Source organism: Paraglaciecola sp. 20A4 (assembly GCF_011378905.1).
In the GTDB taxonomy this organism is placed as follows: Bacteria; Pseudomonadota; Gammaproteobacteria; order Enterobacterales; family Alteromonadaceae; genus Paraglaciecola.
Window position 1 is genome coordinate 12,429 of the sequence record NZ_WTPY01000031.1, and the last position, 15,734, is coordinate 28,162.

At 41.8% G+C, this 15,734-nt stretch carries 12 protein-coding genes; 6 read left to right on the forward strand and 6 right to left on the reverse strand.

From position 1 onward, the window contains the following. Positions 1–6: 6 nt before the first annotated feature. Together GQS54_RS19615 and GQS54_RS19620 are read left to right on the forward strand one after the other, a co-directional pair. Positions 7–2,352: an EAL domain-containing protein gene (locus GQS54_RS19615; RefSeq protein WP_166425616.1), complete on the forward strand. Its 2,346-nt coding sequence runs from the start codon at positions 7–9 to the stop codon at positions 2,350–2,352. Positions 2,353–2,461: 109 nt separating this feature from the next. Further along, positions 2,462–2,896, forward strand: coding sequence for a MarR family winged helix-turn-helix transcriptional regulator (locus GQS54_RS19620; RefSeq protein ID WP_166425617.1), 435 nt, complete (start codon positions 2,462–2,464; stop codon positions 2,894–2,896). Here GQS54_RS19620 and GQS54_RS19625 read toward each other — a convergent pair. Then, positions 2,893–3,888: an aldo/keto reductase gene (locus tag GQS54_RS19625; protein ID WP_166425618.1), complete on the reverse strand. Its 996-nt coding sequence runs from the start codon at positions 3,886–3,888 to the stop codon at positions 2,893–2,895. The genes GQS54_RS19620 and GQS54_RS19625 overlap by 4 nt on opposite strands. Positions 3,889–4,080: 192 nt before the next feature. On the opposite strand from GQS54_RS19625, the gene GQS54_RS19630 reads away from it, so the two are divergent. The 3 genes from GQS54_RS19630 to GQS54_RS19640 all read left to right on the forward strand — a co-directional run bounded on the left by GQS54_RS19630 (position 4,081) and on the right by GQS54_RS19640 (position 10,746). Further along, positions 4,081–5,058, forward strand: a complete 978-nt coding sequence (locus GQS54_RS19630) for an AraC family transcriptional regulator (protein WP_166425619.1) — start codon at positions 4,081–4,083, stop codon at positions 5,056–5,058. Positions 5,059–5,085: 27 nt separating this feature from the next. After that, complete coding sequence (locus GQS54_RS19635; protein WP_240920020.1) at positions 5,086–8,430, forward strand: mechanosensitive ion channel domain-containing protein; 3,345 nt, start codon at positions 5,086–5,088, stop codon at positions 8,428–8,430. Between the two features lie 195 nt (positions 8,431–8,625). Then, positions 8,626–10,746: a TonB-dependent receptor gene (locus tag GQS54_RS19640; protein WP_166425620.1), complete on the forward strand. Its 2,121-nt coding sequence runs from the start codon at positions 8,626–8,628 to the stop codon at positions 10,744–10,746. Positions 10,747–10,899: 153 nt separating this feature from the next. On the opposite strand, the gene GQS54_RS19645 is transcribed toward GQS54_RS19640, so the two are convergent. The 5 genes from GQS54_RS19645 to GQS54_RS19665 form a co-directional block, all read right to left on the reverse strand. After that, positions 10,900–11,661 (reverse strand): siderophore-interacting protein, encoded by a 762-nt coding sequence (locus GQS54_RS19645; protein ID WP_166425621.1) that lies wholly within the window; start codon positions 11,659–11,661, stop codon positions 10,900–10,902. Positions 11,662–11,862: 201 nt separating this feature from the next. Next, positions 11,863–12,150: a hypothetical protein gene (locus GQS54_RS19650; RefSeq protein ID WP_166425622.1), complete on the reverse strand. Its 288-nt coding sequence runs from the start codon at positions 12,148–12,150 to the stop codon at positions 11,863–11,865. Between the two features lie 128 nt (positions 12,151–12,278). After that, on the reverse strand, positions 12,279–12,989 hold the full coding sequence (locus GQS54_RS19655; protein ID WP_166425623.1) for a hypothetical protein: 711 nt from the start codon (positions 12,987–12,989) through the stop codon (positions 12,279–12,281). Further along, positions 12,989–13,261, reverse strand: a complete 273-nt coding sequence (locus GQS54_RS19660; RefSeq protein WP_158769840.1) for a helix-turn-helix transcriptional regulator — start codon at positions 13,259–13,261, stop codon at positions 12,989–12,991. Before GQS54_RS19660 ends, GQS54_RS19655 begins: the two co-directional genes overlap by 1 nt. 175 nt (positions 13,262–13,436) lie before the next feature. Then, positions 13,437–15,092, reverse strand: coding sequence for a cation:proton antiporter (locus tag GQS54_RS19665; RefSeq protein WP_166425624.1), 1,656 nt, complete (start codon positions 15,090–15,092; stop codon positions 13,437–13,439). Between the two features lie 231 nt (positions 15,093–15,323). On the opposite strand from GQS54_RS19665, the gene GQS54_RS19670 reads away from it, so the two are divergent. Beyond that, complete coding sequence (locus GQS54_RS19670) at positions 15,324–15,683, forward strand: DUF2750 domain-containing protein (RefSeq protein WP_240920021.1); 360 nt, start codon at positions 15,324–15,326, stop codon at positions 15,681–15,683. The last annotated feature ends 51 nt before the right edge of the window (positions 15,684–15,734 follow it).

A 15,734-nucleotide genomic window follows, 5' to 3' on the forward strand; every position in this document is an offset into this window, starting at 1 on the left:
TGAGATTTGAAATCGGCACCGATCCCGTTAAACGACAAACAACGCCTAGAAGCCTTGTATCGACTGAATATATTAGATACCAAAGCAGAGGCGCGTTTTGATCGGATCACACGAATCGCCGCCCATACGTTTGCTTGTGAATATGCATCCATCACGTTTATCGATAAAAGTCGCCAATGGTTTAAATCTATATTGAATTTAAGCCTCAGTGAAACGCCAAGAGACATCGCTTTTTGCGGCCATACAATAGTGACTGATGATTTACTTGTTGTTAACGATACCCATCTCGATGCTGATTTTAAAGATAATCCTTTTGTCACCGACGCCCCCTTTGTGCGGTTTTATGCTGGGGTAAAAATTATGATGGACGGCTATGCTGTCGGCTCACTGTGTTTATTTGATAGCCAACCTCATACCTTAAGTGACGAAGATAAAAGCATATTGCGCGATCTTGCGACTATGGTCGAAAGCGAATTACAAAAAGAAGAATTAGGCCATATTAGTCGTAGGTTGCAAATTTACCAAGACCAGCTAACTGAATCGCAAAAGCTGACCCGTGTACGCAATGTGATCTTGGAAAAGATCGTCAGTTCAGAATCCCTACAATCTGTTTTAGGGGATATCGTTGAAGCGGTTGAGCTAGAATATGCTGGGCAATATTGCAGTATATTACTGCTCGATGATACCCATTTGTTTCTTGGGGCTGCCCCATCGTTACCCGACTTTTACAACAACGCGATAGACGGAATCGAAATTGGAATTGGCCAAGGTTCATGCGGCACAACAGCATTCACTGGGGTGCGTACAATTGTTGATGACATTAGCACACACCCTTATTGGGCTGCCTGGGGTGAGCTTGCTCACCAAGCCAAATTAGGGGCCTGTTGGTCTGAGCCTATTAAAACGTCTGACGGATCAGTGCTGGGTACATTTGCTATTTACCATAATACCCCTGCCACCCCCTCGGATGAAGAGTTGATGCGGATAAAACAGTTCGCTCATATAACCAGCATTGCTATTGAACGACAACAAACAAGCGATCTCATATGGCGACAAGCAAATTTCGATGATCTCACAAAACTCCCTAATCGCAATGTGATGGGAGAGCATTTAAAGCAAGCCTTACATACCGCTACACGAAACAACACAAAAGTCGCCGTTATGTTTTTAGATTTAGATAACTTTAAAGATATCAACGATACACTCGGTCATAGCGTTGGAGATGATTTACTCATCGATTGCGCCACGCGTATAACCCAATGTCTTCGGCAAAAAGATATCGTCGCTCGTCTGGGAGGAGACGAATTTGTTATGATCATCAATGATTTTTCATACTTCGTTGGAGTAGAAAAAACGGCTCAGAAAATTCTCAAAGCGGTGGCCCAGCCCTACCATTTGCAAAATGAAATTGTTCATACCAGTGCCAGCATCGGTATTACTATTTATCCTGACGATGCTGAAGATGTGGTCAGTCTGTTGAAAAATGCTGACCAAGCCATGTATGGTGCAAAAAATATGGGTAAAAATAACTATCATTTTTATACCAAAAGCATGCGTGACGAGGCATTGAAGCGCTTAACGTTAGTGGCTGATCTTAGGCTCGCCCTTGAAAATGAAGAATTTTTTATTGTTTATCAACCTATTGTCGATTTACATAGCGGGCGTATAACGAAAGCTGAGGCATTAATACGCTGGCAACATCCAACAAAGGGGCTGATTGGTCCTTTAGACTTTATCCCGATAGCTGAGGAAACTGGCTTAATTATCGATATCAGCAATTGGGTATTTGAGCAAGTATGTAAAGATGTAAACCCATGGCGCATCGCTTTATGCCCTACCCTACAAATAAGCATCAACACGTCACCCATTCATTACACCGATCCCGATCGCTGTATCACTCAGTGGTTAGATATATTATTGAAAACGCGAACGCCACCGCAAGCAATCTTATTAGAAATTACCGAAAATCTTTTGATGGACGCTACAAGCAGTGTCTCTACTAAATTATTTCAGTTCCGTCAGGCCGGAATTGAAATAGCTCTTGACGATTTTGGTACTGGGTATTCTTCCATTTCGTATTTGAAAAAATACCCAACTGATTTTCTAAAAATCGACAAATCATTTGTTCATTCAATGAGTGAAGACAGTCACGATAAAGTTTTGTGTGAAGCGATTATCGTGATGGCCCAAAAACTGGGGATTAAAGTGGTCGCTGAAGGAATAGAAACACAAGAGCAGCAATGTATTTTGCAACAAATGGGTTGTGAGTTTGGACAAGGTTATTTATTTGCAAAACCGCTAAAACATCATGACTTTGATATTCTTTTAGCAAAGCAAAATACACAGCTGTGACCAAATCAACCTTTGTCCTGCAGAAAAAACTTAAAAGATAAATAAGATATTAGCTAGGGTAAATATTTTGTTGATATAATCATCTAAAGTATTTATTGGAGCCATTTCTATGCAATCACAGTTTATCGAACAAATTATCACTATCTCCGAGCGATATCGGATTGCCATCCGCAGTGCAATTAACGCCAGTGAACTTGGTATAAGCGCGATGCATGTTCGCAGCCTTTCTGTTATCGCCAAATCCCCCAACTGCACTGCCAATGTTATTGTCGGCGAGCTTGCCCGAGATAAAGCCCAAATCGCGCGTATCGTCAAAGAACTGGTTAGCGCGAATTTAATTCAAAAATACGCTCATGCAGATGATAAGCGCAGCCAAATACTCAGACTGACTGAAAATGGTCATATTTTAATGGAAAAATTGCACACAGCTAAGGCAAAAATCAACCAGCAAATAACCCATGGTTTAACGCCTACTCAGCTACGTCAATTTGAAGAAACTGCAGGACATATTGCCGATAACCTGCAGCCAAAAGTGAATGACTAACGGCCCAATACCGCCATGGATTCCTCAGGATATCGAAGTCCTTTAACTTCATGCTTGGCTATTCGTTTGGCAATATCAGCCCACTGGTTAGTTGATATTGCCAGGTCCATGGCTTCGGCGTTTTCGATTATTCTAGTAGGGTTACGCGTACCCGGAATTGATACATAGTTATCGGCTTGATGTGCAATCCACGCCAATGCGAGTTGCGCGGGGGTGCAATCTAATGAAGTGGAAATACGTTTTATCTCTTCTACCAGCAATAAGTTACTAGCAAAGTTTTGCTCTGAAAATCGTGGATTACTTAACCGCCAATCGCCAACTTCTAAGTCACTTCGTGATTTGATTGAGCCGGTCAAAAAACCTCGACCTAATGGGCTGTAAGCAACTAAACCCACGCCAAGTAAATCGCAAGTTGGTAGAATGTCGTCATCAATATCACGGCTCCACAATGAGTACTCACTTTGCAATGCAGAAATAGGATGCACCGCACAAGCCCGTTTGAGCGTTTGACTACCTGCTTCCGATAAACCTAAATAACGTATCTTTCCCTCTTTCACCAAATCGGCCATAGCACCCACTGTGTCTTCTATGGGTACATTTGGATCCATCCGATGCTGATAATACAAATCGATGCATTCAATATTCAAGCGCTGTAAACTCGCCTCGCAGGCTTGCTTAACATATTCAGGACGCCCATTAAAACCAAGGAATGTCCCATTGTCATCGCGCATAATGCCGAATTTAGTCGCTAAGGTGACAGCCTTTCGTGCACTATTATTTTGTTTGAAAAATTCCCCTAATAATAATTCATTAGTTTTTGGCCCATAAATATCCGACGTGTCCCAGAACGTGACACCGCTATCAATAGCTTGATGCAGGGTGGAAAACGAGTCCTGTTGGTTATGAGCGCCATAAAATTCTGACATGCCCATACAGCCCAAACCAACACTGGAAACCATTAATCCTTGCTTACCTAGATGACGTTTTTGCATAACCTTGTCCTTTTAAAACACACACAAAACATAACGGGATAAAATATTAACGCGCATATTTATTGATTAAATTGGGTGATACTGGGAAATGTTTGCCTATTCCTACAATCATTGAGTCTGCACCTTCCACCTTATCTGATAGATGGCATACTAAGCGGACCATAAAAGCGTATAGATCGACGGTATCTCGCAATGCATAAATTAATTGATAAAGTATTAGAGTTAGCACCCTATGAGGGTGATTTTAGTACCAGTATTCCACATTTAAGTCTATTTCGTCGCGATCGTCCAACACCTTCACCTATGCCGGTAATTTATCAACCCAGTATTTATATGGTGTTGTCAGGGTCGAAAGCCGCATTTTTAGGTAAAGAACGCTATCAATACGATCCTATGCACTATTTGGTTAGCTGTGTACCGCTGCCATTGGAAGGGCAAATTTTGAAAGCGACTCCTGATGTCCCTTATTTAGCTGCGCGCATCAGCTTAGATACACAACTAGTCAACGAACTATTAATCCAGATGCCTAATACTTTGGGACATACCATTTCTTTAGGGCATACCATTTCAGCACAAAATACCGTCGGAACAGGCGACACTATTAAACCGCTAAAATCCCCAACATCGATGCATATATCAGCTGAAAATCCCTCAGCCTCGAGGGGGATTTATGTTAGTGCCATCAATGAAGATATACAAAACACCCTATCCCGTTTACTCAACTGTGCGCATTCAAAAATCAAAGCCCATGTGCTTGGACAGTTCGCCCTAAAAGAATTGATATATCACGTGTTAGAAGCTGAGCATGGTGTTCTACTGAGAAACTTTGCCAGCCAAGACAGACAACAATACCAGATCGCCAATGTTTTGCAGTATATCAACCGCCACTATGCGACGAATATGGATATACCGGCACTGGCCAATAAGGCCAATATGAGTGAGTCATCATTTTACCAACATTTTAAAGCTGCAACGAATACTTCTCCTATCCAATACATTAAAACAATACGTTTACATGCAGCAAAACGAAAAATGGTCTTTGAAAACCACAATGCCACTACAGCTGCATATGAAGTAGGTTACACCAGTGCATCTCAATTTAGCCGTGAGTATCGGCGTTTATTTTCGGTCCCCCCAGCACAAGACGCGCGCACAGCAACTAAGGTATAGTGCACTTCCTTAACCCGTAGGATTTATATGCCAAACACCTTCTCATCCAAAAAATCGTTGTTTAGCGCCCTAGGTCTATATCTGCTAGTCATCGGCTCAATGGTCAACTTTTATGTGTTTGCAGATGAACATTTATTGCCGGGTGTAGAAGAAATACAACAGCGCTTGAAGACCTTAGAAGATGCCTCTGATATTTCCGATGCAGAAAAAGCCAAAATTGAAAAATCCTATCAGCAGGCCATCGATAACATCCGTGCCACTGAACAGTTTGAGGATCAAACCAATAAGTACAATAACGCTATAGGCGTTGCAGCAAAAGATCTCGCCGACGTGGAAATTAGCTTAAGGTCGTACTCTGCGCCAAAAGTGCCTGCTCGGTCCATCAGTCGAAAAAAACTCCTCACGCAAGTCACCAATATAGAGGGTGACGTGACCAGCACTCGTGCACGCTTGTCAGAGCTAAAGGCCACCCTCGATGACGAACGTCGATTATTGTTACGACAAATCATTAGCGAAACGCAAAGCGCCATAGACGCGACCAATAATAGCCTCAACGATGGTGAAGACAGTAATCCAGCTAAACTGGCTGAAAATATCGCGCAAACTACCCAACGCAAAATGCTGCAAGCAAAAATTGGCACCCTCAAACAGAGGCTAGCGTATCGCCCAAGCCATTTGGCCATTATCGAAGAGCAAATCGCATTAGAACAAAAAAAACTGGAAGCAAAAGTACAATTACTTGAAGGACTAACATCATTACAAACCCAGCTAGAAGATAAGGAAAACGCTTCTGTTTTGGCCGAACTTGAAGCCACAACGGCGTCGCTCATTAGCGCACCTCAGGCTTTGCAAGATATCGCAAAACAGAACGAAGCATTAGCTAAAAGCGCTGTTTTGTTAACCGACCAACAAGATCAAACTAGCCAACAATTGAGCGATATTCAAATTCAAATAACGGACTTAGATAACAAATTTTCTTCTCTTAACCGTTTATTAGAACTCGAAATTTATGAATCTTCAGCGGTATTTGGTAACGCGCTCAGAGATGAGTGGGAACAAGCAACGCGTTTTGTAGATGGCCGTGACTTGATTGGTCTAACTGAAACGTCGATAGTCGATAATCGTGTTGCCATATTTAGTATTAATCAGCGCCGAGCCCCGTTCGATACTCCAGCTATAGACACTATAATGCAGCAAATTGGTAAGGACAATCAACGCTGGCAAGACACCGCAAATGATTTAGTTAGCCAGCGCCGTGAACTAATTTCACAACTTAGCGCAGCCTATACGCAACACGTAGATGTATTATCGGTTTTACTGGATAAACTTCGTTATCTCACTCAACGTACACAAACCTACAGCGACTTACTGGAAAGCAATTTATTTTGGATCCCAAGCGCCACGCCTTTTGATTTATCCACTGTCACTGCGGCCGGTGATTCAGCGGCATGGTTACTGCGCATGGCCCATTGGAAGAATGTACTACAAGCCATTGAAGCTAATATTGAACACAGCATCGTGGCGCTTATCGCTTTACTTGTGTTACTCGTATTATCACTGCTATTACGCAAACGTCTTAAGCAACGCTTAAGTGATATCGCCCCCAATATCGGCAGAGTACAATCTGATGAATTCAAACTCACATTAGAAGCACTAGCCATCACCTTTGGATTGTCCTTACCACCCACCTTAGTTTTATTTGCTTTAGCACTTTTGTGTGATGCAAACGCGGGATTCGCCAACAGCCTAAGTAACGCTTTTTTTGTGGGTGGTTTGATGATGATATATCTAGAATTCATACTACAACTCGTTCGCAAAGACGGCTTAGGGGAAGCACATTTTAGATGGACTGAATCAAATCTAGCGTTGCTAAGAAAGAACAATCGACTACTGATAGTAGTATTCATTCCGATAGGTATCATCATGACATTGCTAAACAATCAGGCAAGTGTTGAGATCCGAGAAGACCTAGGCCAGTTTGCGCTGATAATACTTTGCACTTCTCTTGCTATAGCGGGCACACGAGTTACGCGTAACGCATATTATCGTTATCGTTCCTCAGTTCACACCTCAAAACGTTTTTCTTATTTTTTGTATTCGTTATTAATTTTAGTCCCAGTTTTTCTCATCATACTATCCGCCATAGGATATCAATACAGTGCTCAGCGCCTACTCGCCTTGATGTTAGAGACCACTGTGATGTGCACATTAGCAATGCTGGTTTACTACACCGCCGAACGCGCTATTTCAGTCAACGCTCGGCGCATAGCACTTGAAAAAATTCGCGCGAAACGGGCAGCCATTATTGCAGCAACGGCTCAACAAGAAGCTGCCGAGCAATCTGGTGAAGGCGTGCCTGAAATTATTGATAGCCAAGAGCTCGACCGACATACCATCACGACTCAAACCAAAGCGGTAATACGCCTAGTCATTTGGCTCGTTTTAATCGGTGCCTTATCAGTGATATGGCAAGACATTTCTCCCATAGCGTATTCCCTTGATGACATCGTCATGTGGGAAATAAATAGCGATGAACCCAACATTGAGGCTCAGCAGATCACGCTATGGAATTGTTTGATGAGTTTGATGATCTTGATTGTAAGTTTCATCGGTGTACGCAACTTACCCGGACTACTCGAAATGACCGTACTGGGTCGCCTTAGCTTATCGCCTGGCACCAGTTACGCCATCACGACCATGCTTAAGTACAGTATTGTGATCGTAGGCATAATCGTTTCTGTCAATATCCTCGGCGCACAGTGGTCAAAACTGCAATGGCTTATTGCCGCATTAGGCGTTGGTTTAGGATTTGGATTACAAGAAATTGTCGCTAACTTTGTGTCGGGGATAGTGATTTTGTTTGAGCGCCCTATCCGGCTTGGCGATACGATTACTATTGCAGGTCATAGTGGCACTGTAACGCGCATTCGTATCCGCGCAACCACCGTGAGTGACTGGGATCGAAAAGAGCTTATTATCCCCAACAAAACCTTTATTACCCAAGACTTTGTTAATTGGACACTCTCCGATCCTGTAACGCGAATCGTTATCCCTGTGGGCGTTGCTTATGGTAGCGATACTGAAAAAGTCGTTTCGTTATTAATCGATGTCGCGAATAAAAGTGATAACGTTTTTGATGATCCTGCTCCGGCAGCATTATTTTTAGCATTCGGGGCCAGTAGCCTAGATTTTGAGCTACGGGTATTTGCACGGGCCGTTGTCGACCGCGCGCTGGTAACCCATGAGTTACACATGAGAATTGAAAAATCGTTTAGAGAAGCAGGCGTCGAAATTGCATTTCCTCAACATGATGTACATCTTAATATGTCGTCACCCATTGACGTCAATGTATCCGCGACAAAAGACAGATAGCCGTTTTTTTGTAGTGATTTAGTAAGTAAGTACCCATGCCACAGCAGTTTATAAAATCATGCCTAATAGCATATGATTAATACAGCACAGCTCATACATTAATAATGTTTCCTAAGCTATTGGTAAGTTTAAGGGTTTATTGAAATCAGGTAGACTGACTGCCTGTGCTATATTTTCCTAAAGGTATTCATGTAAATGCGTCGTGCTCTATTCCCATTCGCCACACTAACCATCGCAATACTAAGTACGTTTGTATTGGCCGAACAGTCACCTATTGAAATTGTCGTCGTTAGTGGTTCTCATCAAAAAACCAACCTTATGGCGCTTGATAGCAATATTAACCGCATCGACGAAGACGATATCGAACGCGTTAATGCAGCGCTTGTCAGTGACATACTTAATCGCGCCAGTGGTGTGTATGTACAAGCCAATAATGGTGTTGAAAACCTGCCCTCTCTGCGCTCACCAATCTTAACCGGCCCTGGTGCAGCAGGCGCATTCTTATTTATGCAAGATAGTGTGTCGACAAGAGCAGCAGGCTTTGCCAATAATAATGCCTTAGCCGAGCTTAACTTTGCTCAAGCAGATGCCATTGAAATTATTGAAGGGCCTAATAGCGCCGTTTACGGCTCAAATGCCGTGCATGGTGTGGTCAATGTGCTCAGCTTGACGCCACGAGATGGCACGAATGTTGGCATTACCTTTGGTCCTAATGACCGTGTGCAATTCGATGGTACGCTTGGCCAAGTTGATGATCAAAGTTCTGCTCAACAAAAAATAGGCCTAAACCTGCAAATCATCGATGATGGGGGCTATCAGGACGACAGCAGCTACACATCAAGCAAATTGGGATTGCGCCATGATTATCAACGCAATAAGTTAACCGTTAGCAGCACCTTGTCGGGCTTTGATCTCGCGCAAAATACCGCGGGCTTTATTGCGTCAGGTGACAATGGTGAAGGTTGTTTTAACTCAAATTATGCCCCCGACGCTTTATATAAAGACCGCTCGGCCATGGAAAAGAACTGTGATACCGACGCCTACAGGCAATGGTCGTCTATTCGCGGTGCCAGTCACGTCAGCTATCAACTAAGCGCAGACGAACAGATTAACATTACCCCTTATTTTCGTAGCAACAGCATGGAGTTTCGCCAGCATTATCTGCCTTCCAGAGCTATTGAAGAAAATAGTCACTACAGCCTAGGTGTTAACACTGATTATCAATGGCAAGTCAATGACGCACTCTCATTGGTCGCCGGTGCCGATATTGACTGGACTCAAGGAAAGTTAACCGAAACCCAACAACAAGCTGACATGTTTAGTTTTGGTAAGGCCCGTCAGCAAGGTGTTCACTTTGATTATAACGTTGATGCTACAACTATCTCGCCATTTATTCAGCTAAATTGGCAATATAACCAAGCGCTTAGCTTTAGCAGTAACTTACGTTTCGATAGCACCGAGTACCGCTACGACAATTTAATCGCTGATGGCACAACAAAAGCTGACGGTTCGTCGTGTATCAACAGTAATGCACAAGCAGTTGATTGTTTATATCAACGTCCTAGCGATCGACACGATAGATTCAACAATACCAGTGCTAAAATAGGTGCGAATTATCGTTTAAACGACAACGTATCGATTTTTACCAATTGGGCTAATGGCTTTAGAGCACCGCAAACTACCGACTTATATCGTCTGCAGAATCAACAAAGTATCGGCACCATAGATTCAGAAGAAATCAATAGTGTCGAAGGCGGGATCAGAGGTGCCTTTACAAACCTGCAACTGCAGGTAACGGTTTATAGTATGCAAAAAGATAATTTCTTCTTTCGAGATGACGACGGTTTAAACGTAACCGATGGCGAAACAACCCACAAAGGCATCGAAGTAAATATCACTTATCAGCTTCTCGCTAACCTAAGTTTATCGGCTAATTACGCCTATGCTGAGCATAAATATGATTTCAATCGAGCCAGTAGCGGCGTAGTGAAAGGCAACGACATTGACACAGCACCTCGTCAGCAAGGCAATGCTAGACTTAACTGGCAGCCCACTAGCCACATCGATCTTGAATTAGAATGGCAGCACATTAGCAGTTATTATCTTGACCCGGCGAATGCCCATGAATATGCAGGACATGACTTATTGAATGTACGCGGACAATGGCATGTAAATGCGCGTTTAAGCCTGAACGTTAAATTGGAAAACATCGCTGACGAGAAATACGCCAGCCGCGCTGACTACGCATTTGGTTCTTATCGCTATTTTGGTGGGCAGCCTAGAGCGGTTTACGTTGGTGCACAATATATCTTCTAATATCAGGTAAACAAGCGCCTTTCTAGGCATTAGAAATATAAGTAAAATCATAAAAAGCCCGCCCCCAGTAATTGGCATGTCCAACTATTGGGGGTCACTTCATCACAGGTGGTTTTTGATATCACGTTTTAAAAATTGAAACGTTAACATGGTTTACAAAGGGTTCTGTTGCTTCTGGCGGTTGAACTTGTCGGCATCGACACCCTTTTTCCAGTATCCCGAAGAGAAAAGCTTAAGCCGATCAAATTCAAGATCGTGCAACAACAGGCTTTTAATATCTCGAACGCTTCGTGCTTCTAACCCGAAAAAAATATGGCTTGTTTTGGGCATCTCTTTCGCTATTTCTTTTACTACGTCTACCAATGATTGTGTCGTTTCATCTTCAACATGCCAGGTTATTTGCAATTGCTTACCCGCGTCCATATGAATTATGTCAGCCCGTGTCGGCACGGTTATGATTGAATTAACGGTCGCTTCAGGGCGCATAAACTTAGCAAAACCATTCACAGCGTTAACAGAGGTAATATCGCCAATCATTAAATAATTATCCTGACTAAAATCTGTTAACTTGCGCGGGCCTGGACCTGCTATAGCGGCATAATCCCCGACCTTAGCATTCTTAGCCCAATTTGTAGCAGGACCAACATGAAGATTAACAACAAAGTCGATGGTCAATTCACAACTTTCGCTGTCGAAGCTACGTATGGTATACGAGCGTTTGATAGCGGGTTTAGGCCCATCGAATGCCAACTCAGGTAGGCGTTCGCCTTCATGTGGAAACAGCACCTTAACGTGCGCCCCATCCTGCCCCTCTGGAAAATTTGCCAGCTCATCTGAGCAAAAAACAATACGCCGTAAATGAGGCGATAAAGATTCAATATGAATAATTCTGACTAATTTCGCTTTAGGTTTCATAACTACTCCGACACGTATGGTTGATATAGTCAACTATATCAGAATAATTCACAGCGTCAACACTTAATACGAATAATTCTTATTTCAATGATTTTTAAGATTTATGAATAAACAAAAGAAAACGCCTTATCACAGCGATTAAGGCGTTTCATACGACAAATATTTACACCAGTATAATCAACCCAACTGGATCTTTTTATATTAAAGCTGTGAAGGAGGAACCATTTTACCACCGGTTCCGATAAGACTAGGTGGGACCATTTTACCGCCAGTACCGATAATGCTAGGAGGAACCATTTTACCACCTGTACCAATAATGCTAGGGGGAACCATTTTACCGCCAGTACCTATAATACCAGGAGGAACCATTTTGCCACCGGTACCAATAAAGCTAGGAGGAACCATTTTACCACCTGTTCCGATTCCGAAAGCAGAGCTAGAAGCAAGAACAAATAATACAGAAGTGGCAGCAAGAGTGAATTTTTTCATGATATATATCCTAATAACAAATTTATGATGGACGAATTTCCACCAAAGTGATTATCAAGGATATATCGGCAATGTCACATAGAAGGTTAAAATGAAAGTGTATTAAAATTGTTTAAAGAAGTAAAAGACTAAGCCTTAAACCAGTTTTTTGATAGTAAAACGTAGCCTTGAATTAAAACTAAAAGCGCAGAATAGGTCGTTAAACCATGAAAAATATAGGGCGCAGCATAGTAAATGTGTGTACTTGGTACGTCGAATACACGGCGTAATATGTATTCCACTAACACGAGTTGGTGCAACAGTATATAAAAGAAAACCAATTGATACAGAGTGTGATCTAAGTTAAGTGAACGATATTGAGTGGGGAAATACTTGGCCATAATGAATACGCGAGCAAATAAGAAGTGGCGCACCCAGAGGTTTATTGTGAGCAATAATACGTACCAAAAAATCATTGGCGCTTCTTGATCCGTCAAATACCAGTAACACTCGGTGGCTAAACAAAAACCTACCACAATCATCGTCGGCAAACGCATACTATCTTCAGAGACCTTATACAAGGTATAACAGACTGTTAAATAGGTGAGCATTTTCAATATCAGCTGAAAATGCTCACTTATAACAAGAGGATAAAGAACCTCAGATGATAAGTTAGCCGCGGCAGATATAACAATGATACTGACTATATTAATGTCGCGAATAAACAACACAGCAACAAAGCCAAGTAATGCAAGATAGATTTTTTCGAATAATAGACTGTCGCCGTAAGTTAGGAATCCGGCGCAAACAAATAGAACAGAACCAATGAATTTGGGTATACGGGTAGAGCTAAAGAACACTAGAGTCTATCGGTGATAAATTTAAAGTAGCCTACGATTTGATTAACGAAATTGTTGCGGGTTTCTTCTTTGGCCTTACTGCGACAAACAGACCACCACTTCTTTACCACTTCAATTTGAAGCGTGCGTAACGATTCAGGCTTATTATTTTCGATGGCAGAAACCGTTTCTCTGCTTAATCCTACGCGCAGTGCGAGTTCGCCCTGCGTATAGCCCGCCTCTTTTCGGAGGTTTCTTAAAATAACAGGCAATTCACTACTGTGTAAATCCATAAATATAGAGCCTAAAGAAAGCGGTTAATTAATTCGACTCGTGATGGTAACTATTTTACGACACCTATGCAAAGAAAAATCACCCAACTAACTAGATTAAAAATAGAACAGTTATCAAACATTTATTCCAATTGCTTATACTTCAATCAGTAAGCTCTATATCAAAAGCAATAAATCAGCCACTTACTGTGCCAATGGAAGCTTCGGATCCATCCTCATAAACATTGTTATCAAGGGCAATACTCTTTTTAACCAATAATCGTGCTGTTTCGCGATCAGCATGCACAAATGCATTAATACCTAAGCCATCTAATGCTTTTTTCTCATCTAAACTATTTATCTTCACAATCACCTTGGCTCCCGGGAAATAATCTAATACCGCCTTGCAAATGATCTTTTTACTGACCAAAGACTTCACCGTTATAATCACGCTGGTGGATTGCTCGACCTTTAAAGACTCAAGCACAGTGCGTTTATCCAAATGACCAAAATATGCCATATAGCCGCGCTCTCGGGCGAGCAAGACGTGTTGTAAGTTATCGGAGATAATAACAAAAGGAATGCCCTTCTCCGTTAATTCCTTTGCAACAATACGCCCCACGATAGCAAAACCACAGATAACAGTATGGTGATGTGCATTAATGGGGGTAATTTTGTCTGACTCGAAAAACTCAACAACAAAGTAAGAAGCCAGTTTATAAATGTTATTAATCATAAAGGGCGTCACAATCATTGATAACACAGTCACCAGAATTAGAAAGCTACCCAACTCATAGGAAATTATGTTTTCAGTGATAGCGAGAGAAAAAATAGCAAAGGAAAACTCACCTATCTGACAAAGGGCTATAGCTGTTTTAACTGCGTCACTTTTGTTCGATTTGCGGCGTATCAGCGCGAAGATAAATAATCCTTTTACCAACATGGCTAATGCCAAAACGGTAAGCACCCAGAAAAACTCTTGGTAAAAATAAGCAATATCTATTTTGGTACCAATAGAGAAAAAGAACGCTCCAAGCAATATATCTTTGTATGACGCAATATCCGATTCCACTTTCACATGAAAATTAGTTTCAGCGATGATCATACCTGCAATAAAAGCCCCTAACGAGTACGTAAAACCCATTTCATGAGCCAATATTGAAGCACCAATCACGATGGTTAAAACTGAGCCTAAAAAGAGTTCTTCTAACTTTGCATTGGTTGAAAAATGCAATAACCACTCAATCAGTTTTTTGCCTAATGTAAACATAAATAAGATCACTAGGGTCGCTGAGAGCAACGTTTTTAAAAGCACATCACCCATCGACAGTTCACTGTTAGCCAAAAAACTAATCAATAGTAATATGGGGATAACCGCTAAATCCTGGAAGATAAGGATAGCCACCGACTTTTCACCGTATGGAGTAACGACGTCTTTGGACTTCTTAAGATAACTTAGCACGATAGCGGTTGACGACAAACTAAACGACAGCGCGATAATGACTGATGCGGTGACGGTCTGAGAGAAAAGGTAAAAGGCGATGGCAAAAATAAACAAAGCACTACCCGCAACTTGAACAAACCCATTGAAGAACACCAACTCTTTCATTTTTTTTAGTTTGTTAAACGACAGCTCTAAACCGATGGTGAACATCAAAAACACAATGCCAAACTCACCTATCAAATCTAAAGAGTGCAACTTTTCACTGTCGTTAAAATGGAATATGTTACTAATAATCGTACCGGTTATGATGTAGCCAATAATGTGTGACACCGAAAACTTCTTCAGTACTATGTTCAACACACTGGCTATGGCCAAAGAAATAAAAATAATCAGTAAAATCGAATCCATACTTAACCTATCAATCATGCATTTACAAAGAACGTCTACATATCACTAACAAACTTATAACAAAATGGAACTACAATTGTTATTTTTTGCATCTTAAGATATAAGTAGAATAAACCCAAGACTCACCTATGTCCATGTGATTAGGCATTGAACAGAATCTTAAATCAGCCGTTGTGAGTGGCTTATTTACACCGTATCATGGCGCCACAAACCAGCCACACAGAGCTTATCATGACAGATACCCATATCGATTCAGCCGATTTTATGGCCCACGTGAAAAACACCCAAATCTTATGGGCATTACAGGACAAAACCAGCGAAGGCTGGGTGATTTTAGATTCTATCAACTTTGAAGAAACAGATGTTATGCCTCTTTGGTCAAATGCTGAATTAGCGAAAGAGCACTGTATTGACGAATGGGTTGATTACGTGCCTAAAGCCATTACCGTTTCAGACTGGTTAGAGTTTTGGATAGAAGATTTAGCGGAAGATAACGTAGTAATAGGTATTGAATGGCGTGACGGCGGCGAATACTTAGAAGTAGAATTAGCTGACTTCAGTCAAATGCTGGCGGAAGTCGAAGCCTTCTAGACTAACGAGCATTCAAGCAAACCAATAAACCTTTAATCGGGTCTTGTAAAA

What these genes read in the sequence shown, in the direction of transcription:
- GQS54_RS19620 (WP_166425617.1), top strand. Translation starts at nt 2,462, where the DNA reads ATGCAATCACAGTTTATCGAACAAATTATCACTATCTCCGAGCGATAT.
- GQS54_RS19625 (WP_166425618.1), bottom strand. Translation starts at nt 3,888, where the DNA reads ATGCAAAAACGTCATCTAGGTAAGCAAGGATTAATGGTTTCCAGTGTT.
- GQS54_RS19630 (WP_166425619.1), top strand. Translation starts at nt 4,081, where the DNA reads ATGCATAAATTAATTGATAAAGTATTAGAGTTAGCACCCTATGAGGGT.
- GQS54_RS19635 (WP_240920020.1), top strand. Translation starts at nt 5,086, where the DNA reads ATGCCAAACACCTTCTCATCCAAAAAATCGTTGTTTAGCGCCCTAGGT.
- GQS54_RS19640 (WP_166425620.1), top strand. Translation starts at nt 8,626, where the DNA reads ATGCGTCGTGCTCTATTCCCATTCGCCACACTAACCATCGCAATACTA.
- GQS54_RS19645 (WP_166425621.1), bottom strand. Translation starts at nt 11,661, where the DNA reads ATGAAACCTAAAGCGAAATTAGTCAGAATTATTCATATTGAATCTTTA.
- GQS54_RS19650 (WP_166425622.1), bottom strand. Translation starts at nt 12,150, where the DNA reads ATGAAAAAATTCACTCTTGCTGCCACTTCTGTATTATTTGTTCTTGCT.
- GQS54_RS19660 (WP_158769840.1), bottom strand. Translation starts at nt 13,261, where the DNA reads ATGGATTTACACAGTAGTGAATTGCCTGTTATTTTAAGAAACCTCCGA.
- GQS54_RS19665 (WP_166425624.1), bottom strand. Translation starts at nt 15,092, where the DNA reads ATGGATTCGATTTTACTGATTATTTTTATTTCTTTGGCCATAGCCAGT.
- GQS54_RS19670 (WP_240920021.1), top strand. Translation starts at nt 15,324, where the DNA reads ATGACAGATACCCATATCGATTCAGCCGATTTTATGGCCCACGTGAAA.